The organism is Streptomyces pactum (assembly GCF_002005225.1).
Taxonomy (GTDB): domain Bacteria; phylum Actinomycetota; class Actinomycetes; order Streptomycetales; family Streptomycetaceae; genus Streptomyces; species Streptomyces pactum_A.
The window spans coordinates 1,894,426-1,911,811 of record NZ_CP019724.1; the positions used below are offsets into that span (position 1 = coordinate 1,894,426).

The 17,386-nt window shown below is 71.1% G+C and carries 9 protein-coding genes; 1 reads left to right on the forward strand and 8 read right to left on the reverse strand.

Going from position 1 to position 17,386, the window contains the following annotated elements; genetic code table 11:
• Positions 1-3: 3 nt before the first annotated feature.
• The 8 genes from B1H29_RS40155 to B1H29_RS07925 form a co-directional block, all read right to left on the reverse strand.
• A protein-coding gene (locus B1H29_RS40155; protein ID WP_432280061.1) for an IS630 family transposase occupies positions 4-1,082 on the reverse strand; the annotation gives its coding sequence in 2 pieces (ribosomal slippage) (positions 4-581 and positions 581-1,082; 1,080 coding nt in all).
• A gap of 285 nt (positions 1,083-1,367) precedes the next feature.
• Positions 1,368-1,865, reverse strand: coding sequence for a hypothetical protein (locus B1H29_RS37190; RefSeq protein WP_159027796.1), 498 nt, complete (start codon positions 1,863-1,865; stop codon positions 1,368-1,370).
• 1,265 nt (positions 1,866-3,130) lie between these two features.
• Positions 3,131-5,176 carry a serine/threonine-protein kinase gene (locus tag B1H29_RS07900; protein WP_079160083.1) on the reverse strand — a complete coding sequence of 682 codons (2,046 nt, stop codon included), beginning with the start codon at positions 5,174-5,176 and terminating at the stop codon, positions 3,131-3,133.
• Between the two features lie 218 nt (positions 5,177-5,394).
• Entirely contained in the window at positions 5,395-8,955 is a 3,561-nt protein-coding gene (locus B1H29_RS07905) for a HelD family protein (RefSeq protein ID WP_055419559.1), read from the reverse strand.
• 110 nt (positions 8,956-9,065) lie between these two features.
• Positions 9,066-9,494, reverse strand: coding sequence for a hypothetical protein (locus B1H29_RS07910; protein WP_234393069.1), 429 nt, complete (start codon positions 9,492-9,494; stop codon positions 9,066-9,068).
• Entirely contained in the window at positions 9,494-11,953 is a 2,460-nt protein-coding gene (locus B1H29_RS07915) for an AAA family ATPase (protein ID WP_055419560.1), read from the reverse strand. The genes B1H29_RS07910 and B1H29_RS07915 overlap by 1 nt, the downstream gene beginning before the upstream one ends.
• A gap of 281 nt (positions 11,954-12,234) precedes the next feature.
• A complete protein-coding gene (locus B1H29_RS07920) occupies positions 12,235-13,920 on the reverse strand; it encodes a DUF6119 family protein (RefSeq protein WP_079160084.1) in 1,686 nt (561 codons plus the stop codon).
• A 287-nt stretch (positions 13,921-14,207) separates the two neighbouring features.
• Complete coding sequence (locus B1H29_RS07925; RefSeq protein WP_234393070.1) at positions 14,208-14,810, reverse strand: hypothetical protein; 603 nt, start codon at positions 14,808-14,810, stop codon at positions 14,208-14,210.
• A gap of 324 nt (positions 14,811-15,134) precedes the next feature.
• Between B1H29_RS07925 and B1H29_RS07930 the strand changes: the two genes are divergently transcribed.
• Complete coding sequence (locus B1H29_RS07930) at positions 15,135-17,348, forward strand: hypothetical protein (RefSeq protein ID WP_055419561.1); 2,214 nt, start codon at positions 15,135-15,137, stop codon at positions 17,346-17,348.
• Positions 17,349-17,386 lie beyond the last annotated feature (38 nt).

Here is a 17,386-nt window from a genome sequence, read left to right on the forward strand (position 1 = left end):
TCGTCAGGGTGAGGCAGGTTCGTCGAGAGTCAGGCCGGTGCCGGCTATGAAGCCGTCGAGGGTGCCGGGCCGGTACTGAAGGCGCTTGAGTCGGTTACGGACGAGTGCTTCGAGCCGGTCGAGCGCGACGACGGCGAGGTTGGCCAGGCTGCGTTTGATGTGTGCCCATACCCATTCGACGGGGTTGAGGTCGGGTGAGTAGGCGGGCAGCAGGAACACTGTCAGCCATGCGCGCTCGGCGATCAACTTGCGCATGGCGTGAGAGACGTGGGTGTTGAGGCGGTCCCAGACCAGCACGATAGGTGCCTTGAGGAGCTGGTGGACGCCGTCGACGAGCGCGATGAAGTCACGCTCGCCCATGCTGCGGCGTTTGCCTCTGCCCGCCCGGTGGGCGCGCAGGCGGTGGCACAGCCGGGTACGGGAGCCGGGCCGCATGGCGATCAGTCCGGCCACCGACAGCCGCCCCGAGCGTCGCCCGCTGACGGTCACGACCGGGGTGTGCCCGCGCCGGCCCCAGGTTCGTCCCCGGGGCGGCTTCCGCGTGAACCCTGCTTCGTCCTCGAAGCAGATGTAGCCCCCGCAGGCCGCCCGGGCTCTTTTACCTCCGCCCAGGTCACCTCCTTCCACACGGTGACGGCCCTCTCGTCGCGCTCGGCGACCCGCCGTGCGGGGACCTGCGGGCTGAAGCCGAGCCGGTGCATCAGCCTCGTGGCACCGGAGACGCTGTAGGAGACGTGGAACTTCCGGCCGATCAGCGTGGCCACCCTCGCCGCGGTCCACACCTGGTCCTCCACCCAGCCGTGGGCGGCCGGGCCCTCATCGAGGTACGCAGCCAGTTTCTCCAGACAGCGCGGGGACAGCCGGCAACGGGATCCGCTCGGGCCGCGGGAGGCCAGAGCCTCATGACCACCGTCCCGCCACAGCTGGTGCCACTGGTAGGCCGATTTCAGGCTCACCCGCAGTCGCCGTGCCACCTCCGGCGGCTTGATCTCCTGCTCGAACAGCTCGGCCGCCTGCATCCGCACCGACTCCCGGCGCCGACGTCCCGCAGCGGTCAGCCCGCCCCCATCCGCATATCTCACACACCACGGAATACAGCCACCGCTCCAGACCCATCAGGGACTTCGCAAAGATTCACCCTGGCGAGCCGAAGTCAGTACAAGCTGGCTGCTGCCCCAATGATCAGGGAGGAACGGCAACGTCAGGCGGACGCGTTCAGGGAACGAAGGAACCGGGTACCTCGCTCTCCCTCGCCGAACCCTCCGAGCGGATCGCCAGACGCTTGAACTGGTGCGGGTAGCTCAGGGCAGGTCAGCACTGCGCCTTCGTGGCTGCCGACCGGCCTTGGTACTGATGGACTCGCGTAATCAACTGTCGCCGGTTCCCCGAGGAGTCCAGCCCGCTGGTGACCTTCCGTGATCTCCGGGGGCGTATCGGCTCCATGTCCCGCCAGTCTCGTTGCGGAGCCGGGTGGCGGTCTTGTGGTGGTAGCCGAGCACGTCCGCGACCACGGCGGCGGGCATGTCGAGGAGCTGCTGGCGGATGGCGGCGCCGCGGGCAGCTACGGCCGGGATCCCGATCTCGTTCAGCAGAGCGGACAGGTGATCCGGGCGGAACGGCTGGCCGGCCCTGCGGCCGGGGAAGAGCCAGCGGGACGCGGGGTTGGTGGCGGTGTTCATGTTGTCGCGGTGTGCGATGTGTTCCAGCAGGTCGGCGACCGGCTCAGGGATCGGTGAGGGTGACTCCCCGAGCCGTAGCAGCACGGTGTCACCGTCGCGGATGACGTCGTCGAGGGTGAGTCGGACGATGCGGCTCACGGGCTGCGCGTAGAGGAGCACGATGACTCCGGCGACTCGGAGCCTCATCGGTGTCTCCGTGTCGTAGTCGGCCGAGGGCGTCGAGGCGCTCGTCGTCGCTCATTGCGACCCGCCGGGAGACCTTCATGGCCGGAATGGAGAGGAAGCCTGGGCAGCGGCGAGCCTGCATGGCCCAGTTGAGGAAGGCTCGCAAGCAGGTGCGGCCGCGTTCGGTTGTTCGCGGCCCACCACGCGTCGAGCTGGCCGCAAGTCGCGAGGTTGGTGTTCCGCTTGCCGAGCCAGTGCAGGAAGGCGGTCGCGTACTTGATCTGCTCGGCGGCGAACCGGCGGATGCTCGGTGTGATGTGGCTCCGCTCAGCGCGGGCCCGCAGCCGGGGGAGAACGCGCCAGGTCGTGTAGAGCTTGATCATCTTGGCGTGCTCGGGGTCGGCGATGCCGGCCAGATGCCCGGGAAGCCAGCGCTGGAAGGAACAAAGGTACTTGTCGGCCGCAGGAAGGACTCCGCACGTCATCAGGAGTTCTCTGCGGCGGCCGCAGCGGCAGCACTCGGCCATGTACCAGGACCAGATGCAGCCCCGCCGCTCCTGGCACCGGCCCGCTGGACCCCACCATTCCGCCACCCTCCGTCACTCGCATCAGGTGCGAGAAAACCACATCCGATGCGAGAGAGCGGCAAATCCGCAGGCCAGCCATCCATACGAGTGACACAGCTGGCAACCGCGAGCTGAGCCCCGGTAGCGTCAGGTGCTGCTTCAGGATCACAATCACCCTGGTCACGGCGATGAATCCGGCATCCTGCCAGGTCGAATCACAGACCATCGCGAGTTCGCATTCGATGCAATTGGTGGCGCTTGGAACATCGGAACGAAAACCGGGGCTAAGGATCTATCGGCCCTGGTGGGCGGCTGACGGGACGTCGGTCGCGGGACCGATTCGAAGCCTTCCGCAGATAGCGCCCTATTATCTGCGGGAAGGCAGGTTGGATCGTGACCTGCGGGGACGGCCGTCAGGCCGTACATGAAGCGGCCCCGTTATCTGCCGCAAGGGGAAAAGTGGTGTCCGCCGTCGTACAACTGCCCGCGGGGAAGGCTCTGACCGTCCGCGCGGCGGCCGACGTCTTCCGCGATTCGCTCGGCAACCCGAACACGTCCGCAACTACGGGATCGGGGTAGGTAAGACCATTCCTACTGGAATGACATTCCGCGCCGCTACGTCGAGAGGCGTTAAAGGTCGTCTGACCTGCGGTTCCGGCGGGGTATGCCACTGTTACCAGCACGTCCGTGGCGTGTTGCTCGGAGCCGTCCTCGCACCGCTCAGTCCGCAGCGCAGATGCCCGAGCCGACGAACTCTGCCACCCCGCTGTTCCCCTGGTAGACCGCCACCGACCAGCGGGTATAGTTCCAGCTCGCGTTCCGGTCGTACTCGGTGGTCATCTTCTGGCAGACGGTCTTGGAGACGAGTTGCTGGAACTGGCTTTTCTGGGCGCGGCCCACGAGCCCACCCGTGTGGTCCCCGGCCCACACATAGGCGGCCCTTTCGACGGGGTCGAATCCGAGGCTGACGGAATCGTCCCTGCCGAAGGGGGTCAGGCCGTACCGCCCTCCGGCGGCTCTGGTGTTCCAAGCCGACCTGACGGCTTTGACGACGGTGTCCGCGACGCGGATCTCGGCCTTGTCGCTGCTCGGCATCGTGGCGGTCGCGATACCGGTCTCGCTTCCCTGCCACTGCCCCGCAGTCTGCGGGAGACAGCCGTCGGTCGCCTGCCCGAAGCTGAGGAAGGTCGGTTCCGTATGGCCGTCGAAGTCCTTCCACAGGACGTAATAGCGGCCGTACGGCCAGGTGGTGGGGGCACCCTCGAGGCGGTGGGCGAGGGCGGTGCAGGCGGCCATCGCTCCTGCTCTGCCGAACACTTCCTTGTAGTCGTCGGTCAGTGTGGAGATCGGGCCGCCGGTGATCATCACCGTCTGGGCCCGCCTGTTGAACGTGACGGTGGGCTCCATGAAGGTCATGTCCTTCGTGGCGAGCATGGACGTCATGTCCTTCCGGACGGCCTCCTCTACGTCCTTCTCGTCCGGGCCGGCGGCGGCTGTGCTCCTCGTCCACTCGTCGTAACGGGGCTGAGCAGGGTCGTCGGCCCGCGTGTAGGCGGGATCTGGCACCCCGAGCAGCGGGTCCTTCGGGATGCCGACCGTACGAGGGTCGGCCGAAGGCTGCTCCCCCGTGCCGGTGCTCGATGGTGCGGGCCCGGTGCGCGGGGCGCTCGAGCCCCCGGGTGTGGCCTGTGCGTCGGCGGTGTCGTGCGTGGTGCTCTCCGTGTCCAAGGGGAGGGTGAGGGCGCCGCCCACGATGCCGCCGACGACGACCGCGGCCGCCAGGACCGTCGCGACCGTGCGTCTTCGGGAGCGTGTGGGCGGGAGATGCCAGGCGGGGTCGTCCAGGGGCGGCATGTCCCACTGGGCCGTGACCAGTTCGCCGACGCGGGTGGGTTCCGGTGCCGTGCCGTCTCCGAGGACCTGCGTGTCCTGCGAGGCGAGCAGTGCCCCGCACTCCTCTGCCGCCGATGCGGCGCTCATCCGGTCGGCGGGCTCCTTCGCGAGGCACTTCTCCACGATGTCCCGCAGCTGCCCGGGCATGCCGTCGAGGTCGGGCTCGCCCGACATGACGCGGAACGCGACCACGTCCGGAGCACCGGCCCCGAAGGGAAGGCGGCCGGTGGCGGCGTAGGCGACCAGCGCGCCCCAGGCGAACACGTCGCCCGCGGGCCCGGCGGTGCCGGTGCGGTAGTGCTCCGGACTGATCCATCCGGGGGTGCCGGTCATGACGCCGGTCCGGGTGATGCTCGTGCCGTCCGCGGCATGGGCGATGCCGAAGTCCAGGACGCGCGGGCCGGCGGGGGTGAGGACGATGTTCTGCGGCTTGACGTCCCGGTGGACGACACCCGCCTCGTGGATGGCGGCCAGTGCCTGGGCTGTGCCAGCCGCGAAGGCATACAGGGTTCCGCCGGTCAGCGGTCCGTGGTCGGCGAGGTGCTGGTTGAGGGTGGGGCCGGGGGCGTAGGCGGTGGCCAGCCACGGAGGGCTCGCGTCGGGCTCGGCCGCGAGCAGCGGTATGAGGCACGGGCCCTGGACCCGGCGGGAGAGGTCCACCTCGCGGCGGAACCGGGCCCGGAAGTCGGCGTCCTCGGCCTGTGCGGGGTGGATCACCTTGACCGCGACCCGAAGCCCGTCGGAGGTGAGTCCGGCGTGAACGATTCCCATGCCGCCCGAGCCGAGACGGCCGATGATCCGGTAAGGGCCGATACGTGAAGGGTCACCGGGGCGGATGGGCTGGATCCGCCCGCTTGGGCCGGCAGTGCTCACAAGAAGTCCGTTTCGTCGTTTGCACAAGTGGTTCGGCGGGCGGGCCAAAAGGGCCAGGGGCCGAGGGTGGGCGGACCGAGCGCGGGCGTGGGCTGCTGGCCTGCTCACGGCCGCTTCCCGCGGGTTGGGGTCCGGCGTGTTGTTCACGGCTCGGGAAACGGTCGGCGCCGTCCCGGCCCGAGCGGTGCGGGACGGGACGCTCCCGGCCGATGATGCTGTCAGGCCTGGCCGGGAGCGAGGCCGAGGGCGGTTGCGGTGTCCGGTCCGCCCCAGCCCTGCGGGGTGCGCCACAGGACGTGGACGCTGAAGACGGCGTGGACGGCGGCGGGCGACCATTCCTCGGCGGGCGGCTGGGACAGCACCAGGTAGAGGCGGTCTGCGGCCGTCGGCAGGGTGTGGTTGACCTCGCGGAGGCGGGCCGCTCCCGAGCGGAGGTCGGGGTACGTGGACAGGCCGGCGCCCAGGATCTCGTAGAGGAAGTGGCCGTGTTCGGTGGTGCAGTCGACGTCGACGATCCGCGAGTCGGCCTTCGGCTGCCGGTCGGCCCGCAGGAGGGCCGCCATCAGTTCGAAGCGCACCGCCTCATGGGTCTTGCAGGTGCGGTCGGTCGCGGCCGAGGTCTCCAGGAACCGGAGCAGGTCCGTGCTCGGCCCGGCCGTCGGTGCGGCGGTGCCGGCGGGGGTGCTGGGCATGGGGTGGTTCTCCTCCGGCTCGGGCTGCTCGGGCTGGTCGGGCCGCGCGGGCTGCTGTTGCGGTGTGGGCGGTTCGGTCCGCCCCGACGGTGCAGGCTCGACGGAGCGCGTGGCGGCGGGATCGGTGTCCCGGTTCTCGTTCACCGGACGGTCTGTGGCCTCGGCCGCGAGACGCTGTTCCAGCGTCCGGCGCGCCTCGGCGAGGGCCTCGGCCCAGCCGCTGCGCTGGAGTTCGCCCCGGAACCGGTCCAGGTCGGGGGTGTCCGAGGCGAGCGTGCGGTTGGTGTTCGCGGCGATGTCCCGCAGCAGGGCCAGGCGGTCCCGGTCCGGGGAGCCGAGGACGCGCCAGACGTCCAGCCAGTCGTGCTGGTCCAGGCGCAGGCAGCGGTTGGCCATGCCCTTGAGTTCGGAGAGCCGGGCCCGGGCGTCGCCTGTGATGTTGCCGTCGGTCAGTTCCCCGACGACAGCGAGCGCGTCCACGTACCGCTCGGCCATGGTGGGCGAGATGGGCCTGCGCCCGCGCTCGTCGACGGTGACGAAGGTGACGTTGGAGGTGTGGCGCAGGACCCAGGCATTCATCTCCGTCCCGTTCGTGGGAGGGGTGGAGCCATGGCGTACGGCCAGGAGCAGCGGGCGGTCGGTGGCGGGTGAGACCGCCTCGACTTTGTAGTTGCCGCCAGTGGTGTGGCCGACGACGCGGACCCTGATGTCGGTGCCGATCTCGGGGGCGTTCCCTGTTGCGGTGGCCGGTCCGGCGGCGCTACCGACGCCCTCGTCCGTGCCGGGAGCGGTGACGGTGGTCGGCTGTTCGGCGGGGTCCTCGGTGCCGGTGTCCGTGAGGGCCTCCGGGAGCGCCGCGGTGTGCAGAACGGTCAGGGTTTGCGTGCTGCGGGTCAGCGCGATGTACAGCTGGCGCAGGCCGGCCGGGCCACGGGCGGCGATGGTGGCGGGTTCCACCACGAGGACGTGGTCGTACTCCATACCCTTGGCCTGGGCGGCGGCCAGCACGGACACCGCCTCGCGTTCCGGCCGCGTGAGGCCGTCCGCCTCGTCGAGGTGGCGGGCGATCTCGTCGAGCCAGCCGGAGTCGTCGGGGACGATGACGGCCACCGAGCGCAGCGTGTGCCCGTCGCTGCTGCCGAGGAGGCGGACGGCCTGGGCGACGGTGTCGTCCAGGAGCCGCCACGGCTCGGTCTCGATGGTCCGTACGGCATCCTCGCCGGCTTCTCGCACCGCCTGCGGGTACGGCAGTGAGGGGGCGACCGTGCGGGCCAGCGGCGCGACGAACTCCATGATCTCGGCAGGCACGCGGTAGCTGGTGTTCAGTTCGGCCACGCGCCAGTCGCCGTGGTCGGACAGCAGGGTGCCCAGTTCCTCCCAGTCCGTGTGCACCCGCGGACCGGTGGCCTGGGCGAGGTCGCCGAGGATGGTCATGGAACCGCCCCTCGCGACGCGTCGGCGCAGGGTGCGGGCCTGCATGGGGGTCAGGTCCTGGGCCTCGTCGACGACGATGTGGCCGTAGCGGCGCGGGGTCTCGCCGGTGATGAGATACCGGAGTTCCTCGAGCAGGACGAGGTCTTCCAGGGTCCACGGGTCGCCGTCGGCCGTGGCGGCGCGGGGACGGTGCAGGGCGGCCTGCTCCTCGTCGTCGAGGACGTCGGCGCCGCAGGCCCGCAGCAGGTCGGGCGAGTCGTAGAGGCTGCGCAGGGCCTCCAGGGCGCCGGGCGAGGGCCAGACGCGGTCGAGGAGGCGTTCGACCTTGCGGTTGCGTTCCAGGCTGCGGCGGATCGTGCCGTCCGCGCCACGGCGCGGGGCGACGGCAACGAGTTCGGCCAGGAGACGGTCGACGAGCTGGTTGCGGAAGCGGTCGCGGCGCTCGCGATGGGCGCCTTCACCGTCGCGCGCCTCGTCGAGGAGGGCGAGGACCTCCGAGCGCGGCACGCGCAGGGTGGTGCTGCCGGCGGTGACGGTGAACGCCGGCTCATCGCCCTCGAAGGAGGGAGCGGTGAGGAGGGCGTCGAGGGCTTCGGGGCGGCACTCGCGCTCGACCCGCCGGCGCAGGACGGCCGACATGCGTTCGTCGGACTTCACCAGCCGCGCCCGCGGCGTGTCGGTACCGAGGGCATCGCCCTCCCACAGGCGGGTCATCTGGACGGCGTTGACGTCGCGGGTGCCCAGGGTGGGCAGCACCTGGCCGACGTAGTCGAGGAACCGCTGGTGGGGGCCGATGACGAGGATGTCCGAGGCCGTGAAGTGCTCGTTGTTGACCAGCCAGGTCACGCGGTGCAGGCCGACCGCGGACTTACCTGTGCCCGGCCCGCCCTGTACGACGAGGATGTCGGTCGGCGAACCCGTGACCAGGGCCATCTGGTCACGGCGGATCGTCTCCACGATGTCCCGCATCCGGCCGCTGCGCGCACGCTGCAGCTCACGCAGGAGGAAGTCGTCCGGCTGCGGGGGCCTGCGACGCTGGATACGGGCGATGTCGGCAGGAGTGTGGGTCGGTGGACGCTCTCCGGGCTTCGCGGTGCCCGGCCGCCCGGCCGTCGGGATGTCGTCGGCGGCAGGCCTCGGCGTGGGAACGAGGCCCACATCGGGGGCGGCGTCGGGGGCGGGTTCGGAAGCCGTGCCGGACAGCGCTCCGGGCACGGCGATCTCGTCGGAGTAGTCCTCGACGACACGTTCCGCACAGCGCAGTCGCCGCCGCAGAACGACGTCGCCCGGCGCCTCCTGCTGCGCCTCGAGCCACTTGGTGGCCATACCGCTGGTCCAGAGCACGACGACGGTGTCGCGGGTTCGGACGTCGGAGACGGGACGCCGGCCTACGTACCAGGGCCGGGGCTCGCCGCCGGGCTCCTCCGGCGCGTCGACGCGGGCGAAGACCAGAGACTCGCCTCCGAGGTTGCCGTAGGCCGCTGCCCGCTGCTCCGCGTCCTTCTTGTTGGCGATGCCGTCCTTGCCGGTGGCCGACGCCGTGGCGGTCACTGTTCCGTTCATCTCGACCAGCCGCGCCTCGTAACAGGCGTACGCGTGGTCCACAGCCTTCTGCTCGAGGGCGATGACGTCGTCGCGTGTGGTGGTGCTCATGTGCTTTCCCTCCCTCGCGGCGTCCCGCGGGACGCCGCTACGGGCGTACGCCCGTCCCCGGCGTTATGACTATCAGAGACCGGACGGTGACAAACAGTCCGGGGCCCACATCAGCGGGCCAGTTCGCGTACCAACTCCCCGACCTCCACCCGCCAGACGCGGACCTGGTCGTATGCGGGGCCGATCTCGTACTGGTGGTAGTGGCATCCAAGGCAGAGGTGCGACCAGACTGCGCGAGTACGTCGAGCGGTCCGTTCCGTGCTGTAGCGGTGCAAGCAGAGCAGCTTGGCCCGCATGGTGGCGTCGCCAAGCCCCGGCACCGCGGCGTCGAGTACCTGGTCGACGCCGATCTCCAGGGCGGTCCGCAGGGCGATACAGGCGCCGCGGTTACGGCCGGCGGCCGTGGTGCCGGTGAAGTCACCGGCGAGCAGGAGGTCGGCCGTCAGCAGGAGGCCTTCAGCGGAGGCCGTCAGAGAAACGGGCGCGGAGGCGGGCGCCAAGGGGGCAGGGGACGTGGCGGGAACGACGGAAGCGTTCATCAGGCGGCCACCTCCGGCCTGCGCACCTTCTGCGCCATGGTCTCGACGGCGTCGACGAAGCGGTGGGGATCGGTGATCCGCACCCCCGCGGCGTGAGCGCCGTCCTGACACTGCTTGAGCAGGTCCACCGCGCGCGGTCCGCAGCGCGACAGCAGTTCCCGGTAGACGTCACCGGTCCGCCCGGCGTCACCGAACAGGGCCAGCGCCGCGACCTTCATGAGCTTGTCGGCTCCGGCGACGGCGGCCTGCAGCGCGTGCTCGGGGCCTCCGGCGCGGTGGTGCCGGACCCAAGCGGCCTCGAGGAAGGCGTTCTCCAGGGCGATGCGGCACAGGCTGGGCAGGACATGGGTCCTCGCCGCCTCCGGGAGGTCACCGGTGGCGGCGATGGCCCGGGCGTCGTCGAGCGCCTGCCGGACCGGGTCGGTGACCGGCCTGACGCTCACTCGGGACGACGTGCCCCGCTCGACCTCGAACACCGTCACCGGCAGCTCCTGGCCGGCGAACGCGCGCTGGAGCCGCGTGTCGTGGGTGAACACCACGACCTGCCGGTGCTCGCCGAGCTCGTGCAGGACCCGGGCGAGTCCGTGGACCTTGGCCGGGTCCATGGACTGCACGGGGTCGTCGATGACGATGAAGCCGAACGGGCTGTCGGTGGTCGCCGCGCGGGGTAGGAACAGGGACAAGGCGAGGGAGTGCTGCTCACCCTGGCTCATCACGCCGAGCGCCGAGGCCTCCCGGCCGTCGACGGTGACGTCCATGACGAGCTTGCGGACGGTGGCCTTCTCGCTGCCCTTCAGGCTCACGGCCTTGAGGTCGATGTTGCTCTCCTGGCGGAGCTTCTCCCAGATCCGCTGCGACTGATCGGCGAAGCCCTCCATGCGCTGCTCCCGCAGCTCGGCGGCGAGGGTCTTGAGCCAGGCGCTCGCCTTCCTCAGGTCCCTCAGCCGCTCCTTGGCCGCCTCTGCGGCACGGGCGCGCTTCGCCCAGCCCGCCAGGCGGGCGACGAGCGCGCTCCAGCGCTCGTCGCGCTTCTCCAGCTCACCGGCGGCCCGCTCCCGGACGGCGGCGCAGGCGTCGGCCAGGACCATGGCGGCGTCGAGGGCGCGCCGGGCGAGTTTGGCGGGGTCGCCGACCGTGCGGCAGGCGGTCCAGGCATTCCAGGGGTCGGTGAGAGAGGCGGGGATCCGCTCGGGCGTGTGGACGAGGTCCTGCACCGCCCGGGCGGCCGAGCGGAGTTCGGCGCGCGCGGCCGTGGCCGTCTCGGCCTCCTGCCGGAGCGCGGTGATCTCGGCCAGGGCCTCGGCGGCCCAGGCCGCGTCCAGCTTGCCGGTGGTCCCGCAGACGGGGCAGGAGTCCACGTCGGGGTGGCGGTCGTGGTGGTCCACCGCCCGCTCGAGGAGCGCCGCGCGCTGCAGGGCGTCCTCGGCACTGGTGCCGCGCAGATCGTCGACGCTGGCGAGGGCTTCGCGCAGCCGGTCCACAGCCGCTCCGGTCCGGTCGATGTCGGGGCTCTGGACGGCGGCCTCCACGCGCAGCTCGGCGATCAGGCCGTCGTCGGCGCGGGCGGGCAGGCCGGCGACCAGCGCGTCGAGGGTGACGAAGTCGGGGGTGCCCGGGGTGTCGACGGCCAGGAGAGCCTGGACGGCGCGGTCGTCGTCCTCCAGCTCGTACAGGGCGTCCTTGAGGCCGGGCAGCTCCTCTTTCACCGCCTTCGCCGCCGCTTCAAGCCCCCTGAGCTCCTGGCGGAGCCGGCCCTCGGCGGTGCTGAGCCGGCCCAGGCCGAGGATGGTGGCGATGGCGTCGTACATGTGGGCCGGCTTCCCGCTGAGCATGCGGTCGAGGTCGGCGTACGAGAGGAAGGGCCGGAAGTTCGCCAGGGGCTGCTCCCAGCCCACCTGGTCCAGGGAGGCGCGACCGTGTCCGGGCCGCCTGAGCTCACCGCGGGAGTCGTCGAAGTCCTCGCCCTCCCAGGTGCGGACGAGGGTGCTGCGGCCGGTGTCTCCCGCGACGGCGAGCTTGACCTCGATCTCCGGCCCGCCGTCGGTGTCGTGGAGGTTGCGCCAGTTTTGGGTCCTCGCCGCGTCCTTGCCCTCCCACCGCAGGTTCGTGCCGGTGAAGGCCGTCTCGATGCCCTCGGCGATGCTGGACTTGCCGGAACCGTTGCGGCCGACGACGAGGTTCACGCCGGGCCGGGGGCTGAGCCTGAGCCAGGCGCGGGGGCCGATGCCGCGGAACCGGGATACGGAGACGGACTCGAGATAGACGCGGCCGACCGGGGAGGCCACCCGGGTCTCACCGTCGCCAAGGGCTTCCTCGACAAGCGCCTTCACCGGCTCGGCGAGTTCCGCCGCGGCCAGGCGGGCCCGCACCAGCTCGGCCAGCGGGGCGGGCTGGTCGGCTGCAGCCGGGTGGGCGGGGGTGGGGTTCGTGGACGGGTCGGGCTGTGCTGTCTCGGTCATGAGTGCCTACCTGGGTCCGGTGCTGAAGCGGAGAAGGGTGGGACACCGGCTGAGGCCGCGGAGGATGTGGTTCCTGCGGCGCCTGCCGACAGGACGGAACGATAAGAGGAAGCAAGCACTTTATTGCTTGGGTAAGTTGATAACCCGGGTTATCAACTTTGCGTGCTCTGACGTGAGTTCACTACCACGGACGCAGGGAGTCGAGTGGCGCCCGATGAGCCCGGCGTTCCCCTGGCGGCCCCGTATGGTCGGGGCCGCACCCACCATCGCCCGTCCTGTGGTCAGCGACGGATGGGGATCACTTCCACCTCGGCGTGCATGGCGCGCAGTCGCCGGGCCGCGTTCAGGAGCGAGACCTGGGCGAAGGCGAAGAGGGAGTCGACGGTGATGTCCCGCCCGTCCTTGAGGAGGATGCCGAACACCACACGGAGAGCGCCGAGATCCTCCGGGACCATGTGACCTCCGGCTCGGGCGGCCACCTGCGTGCGGAACTTCTCGCGCACCTCGAGGTCGGTACGGAGTGTCTCGACCGCGACCACTCCCTGGGCGAAGAGGTGGTTGAGGGACGCGGTCTGCGACGCCTTCTTCACGCAGATCAGCTCACCCCGGGGCCCGAGAACGTCACAGATCTCAAGGCCGCCGCCATTGAACCTGTCGGTGACGACGGTCTTCTTGTCGAACAGCGTGTAGCCCGGCTGTTTGGCGACCTCTTCGTTGTACCAGGCCTCGTCGTGGGAGTCCCGTCCCTTCGAGTCGCTCACGCCCTTCGGCCACGGCGGCAGGGTCACCGTCCCCTTCCGCGCGAACAGCTCCCGCAGTTCCTCCTGCAGCGTTTCCAGGAACTCGGCGCCGACCTCGTACCACTTCCCCTGACCGTAGAAGTAGCGGTGGGCCCCGACCGGAACGTCGGCGATGAGCCACTCGGAGCCCTTGGTGGCGGAGCTCGCGGGAGTCCGGCAGTCGTCGTCGGCGTACAGCGTGACGCGCACCTCCCCCAGCGCCTTCAACCGGTCGCCCTCGTCCTCGTCCCCGACGAACCTCAGCAGGGCGGCCAGATCGAGGTCGGTCACCTCCTCGCGGCCGTGGTTCGGTCTGGTGAGCCGGAACGCCTGGGCGGATCCGAAGGCCTCCAGGCAGGACTCCGGCACGCTGACGGCGAGGCGGGGACTGTCCGGATCTGCGAGCAGCCTGTCCAGGGCGTCCTTCGCCTCTTCCGCCTTGCGACCGGAAGGGGCGAGGGTGCGGACTCGGTCGACGAAGCGCAGTTCGGGAAGGGGTTCGGGGCGGGCGCAGATCTCCTCGATCGCCCGCAGATCGCCGAGGAAGTCCTCGGGACGGGTCGCCAGGGGTAGCTTGATGGTCGACGCCGCGCATTCCACCTTGACCTGGTGGGCCTTTCCGTCCCGTACCGACGTCAGGGGGATGCCGCTGACAGTGCCGCACAGGCGCCTGACGATGGCGCCGATCCGGTCGAGTCCGAAGCCGTCGATGCGCTCTCCGCGGGCGACCGAATACTCGTCGATCCGCCCCCGACCGTCCATGATCTGGTTGCGGACCTTGATGACGCCGTCCTCGTCGAGGCTGCGGGTGGCGAACTCCAGTCCGAAGTCGTCGTCGCGGTGAGAGGGGTCGAGCATGTGGTGGCCCACGCCGTAGCTGAGGGCGTAGAAGCCGCGCTCGGTCCGCATCAGGACGAGGCCGGCGGCGGAGTGGCTGCGCTCGCTGACCGCGAGGCCGGTGATGGCCTCGACCGCCGTGCACCAGTCGGCCCGCTCGCGGGGGACTCCCCCAGCGACCAGCAGGCCTTCGATGCCCTGCGCGGCGAAATCCCGCACCGTGTGGTCGGGGCTCTCCAGGTAGCGGTCTCGGACCAGGTCCCGGAGGTCGGCTACCCCTGTCCGGGGCACCTTGAGGCGGTGGAGTGTCGACTTCCGGGTGGTGTGCTTGCGCTGCCGCTTGCTGCTCATGGCACAGCCCTTTCGAACGGGGGTAAAAGCGGGTGGTGCTCGGTCCTGTGCGAGTTGCTTGGGGCCTCGGCCGAGCCCGTGTCAGTCGCCGAGTGTGAACTCGATCCCGTCGGCGCGCAGTCGTCCTCGCCTGTGACGTTGGCCTGGGTGCCGAGGCCGATGTCGGAGTAGCCGCCGGTGCCGGAGCACGACGCCCATTCGTGCAGACCCGCCGACGTCGCTAAGAGCACGCGGGGGCGGGCCGCATCACCGGTGAGCGGCAGATCGGAGCCGGGACGGCGGAGGCGTCAGCCGGCCTTCTCCCACTTCTGACAGCCGTTGGTCTCGAAGTACTCGCCCTTGTTGAGGGTCACGCGGCCCTGGCCCTTGAGGTTGTCGTTGGCGATGATCGCGTCGAACTCGCCGGAGGCGTCCTTGAGCCGGGCCCAATAGCAGTTGGGGATGATGCTGTCGTCCTGGGGTCCGGCAGTCTTGTACGTGCCCGCCTGGATGTCCTCGCCCACCAGGTACTGGCCGTCCCCGTCGAAGCTGCTCGGTGGGCCGGGCTTCTTCGTCGGCTTCGGCTTGGCGGTGACCGTCTCCTTGACCGTCTCGGTGACGGTGACCGCCGGCTCCGGTGCGTCCGGGCCCTTTCCGGCGGGCGCGGTCTCGGTGACGGTGACGGCCGGGGCGGGCCCCGAGGCGTCCGCGGCGCCGTCGGCCTCACCGCTGCCGCCGATCGCGGCACCGAAGATCAGCGCGACGAACGCCGTCGCGCCGTGGGTGAGCCACGCCTTGCGGCGTGAGGGCTTGCCCCCGGTGAGCGTGCCGTGGGCGGGCGGCGGAGTGAACGCTGGCGGCTGCCCGGCCGCCGTGGGCATCGGGTGCGGGCCGGCGGCCCGTCCGGGCACGGGCCCGGTGTGCGGACCGGGGCCCTGACCGGGGCCCGGGCGCGAACTCGGGCCCGTACCTCCGGGCTGCTGGGGGGTGGGCGGGAACGAGGGCGTGTCGGCCATGGTGGGACCTCCGTACGGAACGTGGTGCGGTGAGCGGACACCAAAGGTGCACCTGATCCGAATCAGAGGCTCTCTATTTACCCTGGTAACCCGGGTTATCAGACCGATCGGGAGCACGATGCGCCCTTGGCTGTAATGTTCTGCCTGCCGTGAGACCGGGCGATCCACCCGGGAGCGGCCAATGAGGAACAGGCCCGACACGGAGGGGGACGGGGTCGAGTGACCACCGCACGCGAAGCCGTATCGCCCATCGTGCCCGAAACGCCGGCCTGGCGGATCACTTACGCCGAGATCGCCGCCCTCGCCCAAGTACAGCGGCCCGTCCCCACCACCTGGAGCCGCCGGCATCCCGACTTTCCAGCGCCCGTCGACCACGTGGACGGCCGGCCCCTGTTCGACGGGCGTGCGATCGTCGACTGGCTGTCGTCGACCGGTCGCGGCAACACCGATGCCCGCCGCCTTCGCGCAGAGCTGTCCCTGCACACCCTCGCCGCCTGGCGTACACCCGACTTGCCGGCTCCCGTCCTGGTGGGGGCGCTGACCGCCTTGATCTGCCTCCGCCAGCAGCTCGACGCGCCCGTCTCCGGCCAGGACTGGGACGGGCTGCTGGCCCGAGCCGCCGACCTGGACCCGGAGGACCAGTTCCTGTTGTCAGAGCTGCGTGCCATACCTGGCAACCCGGACGACCACACCGGCGACTCCGAGGGGCCCATGGGCCCCGCAGGCACCAGGGGCTCGGCACTGGCCACCCTCGCCGACGAGCTGGTCGAGGCCGCCTACACACCCGCCGAGGCCTTCGACTGGGTTTTGGAGGCCCGCCGACGCCTCGGCTCCCACGACCCGGCCGGCGACGAGCCCGCCCCGGCCGTCGTCCGTGCGCTCGCCTCCCTGGCCGGGGTGGAGGACCTGGACGAGGAAGCCGTCCTCGCCACCCCCTACGCCCGCACCGGCGACCTCCTCGCCGCCCTGCACACCCTGGCGCCGGAGGGTTCCGGCCACACCTACCTCGCCTGCGACCCTGACCCGGCCCGGGCCCGGCTCGTACGCCGCCGGATGCTGGTGCGCGGAGTGTACGAGTTCCAGCTAGACGTCACCGAGGGCGAAGAACTGGCAGCCTCCGTCGACGTGTGGGGCGACCCTCACCTGCTGGTCTGCGCCCTGCCCTACGAGGCCGCGGAGGTCCGTGACCCGGTGGCGGTACTGGACCGGATACAGGGGCTCACCGACTACCTCGGCGCCGGCTCCACGGCCGTGGTCCTCGGCCCCGCCGACGTCCTCGTAGGCCCCTTGCCCCGGCACGACGAGGCCGACCGCCTGCGCCGCTCCTTCCTCCGTTCCGGTCTGCTCAAGGCCGCGATCGGCCTCCCCGAGGGCGTGCTCCCCTACCGCCCCGGCTACCGCAGCGCCGTGTGGGTCCTGTCCCGCACGGCGGAGGAGGAACGCACGGGCCTCGTCCTCCTCGCCGACCTCTCCGCGCGCCCGCTGACCGAGCCGGTCCTCGACGCGCTCGCGGAGGACATCGCCATCTGGCGCGCTTCCCGCTGGCACGGCGACCGCAGGCACGAGCCCTGCCACGCCGTCATCGTCCCCGCCAAGGACCTCGACGATCGGCCCGGCACCCCCTTCAGCCCGCAGCACCGCCCGCACGAGTCCCGCTACACGCGCGGCGTCATCGAGCGACCGGCCCGTATCAGCGGCCTGGAACGGCGCCTGATCGAGCTCCACGAGCACTCCTCGGCGAGCCACCGGGCCGATCTGCGCGCGGCGTTGCGCATCCAGGCCGTGCTGCGCTCCGAAGACCAGCAGCAGCCCCGTCGCACCACCGTCCGGCGGCTCGTCGAGCAGCGCCGGCTGCGCCGCCGCCCCGGACACCGGATCGCCCCCGAGCACATCGCGGCCGAGGGCCACTACACGGTGCTCACTCCCGAGGAGGTCCTGGGCATCGCGCGCCCGGGCGGCCGCCGTATCGACCGCGGTTTACTGCTCACCGCGTACGACCACGCCGAATTCACCGAGCCCGGCGACCTCGTCATCACCGCGAACCCGCGCTTCGGTGTCTACGTCGACGAGGCCGGCCTGTCCGTGGTCGCCGCTCCGGGCCGCGTCCTGCGGGTACGGCCGGACGCCGATCCCCCGGTCTTCCCCCGGGTGCTGGCGGCGCTGCTGCGGGCGGCGGCCGCCGAGTACTCGCGCACCAGCGGGGCCGTACGCGCCTCCCGGGGCATCGAGGACCTCCTCGTCCCGGACCTGGGGCGGGAGGAGGCTGAGCGCTTCGACGCCCTGCTGTCCGAGGTCGAGGACCGGGCGGCGCTCCTGCGGGAGCAGTGCGCGGCTCTGGACGACCTGGCCCGCACAGCCGCCGCCGGCGTGGCCGACGGCACGCTGACCTTCCAGGACCTTCCCGGCCCCGGGACCGATGACCGAACCGCATGACCGACTGAACACCGACCGATGGACCGACCGAAGGAGAC

Coding starts and splice junctions, on each gene's coding strand:
- B1H29_RS07920 (WP_079160084.1), bottom strand. CDS start 13,920: ATGAGCAGCAAGCGGCAGCGCAAGCACACCACCCGGAAGTCGACACTC.
- B1H29_RS07905 (WP_055419559.1), bottom strand. CDS start 8,955: ATGAGCACCACCACACGCGACGACGTCATCGCCCTCGAGCAGAAGGCT.
- B1H29_RS07915 (WP_055419560.1), bottom strand. CDS start 11,953: ATGACCGAGACAGCACAGCCCGACCCGTCCACGAACCCCACCCCCGCC.
- B1H29_RS37190 (WP_159027796.1), bottom strand. CDS start 1,865: ATGAGGCTCCGAGTCGCCGGAGTCATCGTGCTCCTCTACGCGCAGCCC.
- B1H29_RS07910 (WP_234393069.1), bottom strand. CDS start 9,494: ATGAACGCTTCCGTCGTTCCCGCCACGTCCCCTGCCCCCTTGGCGCCC.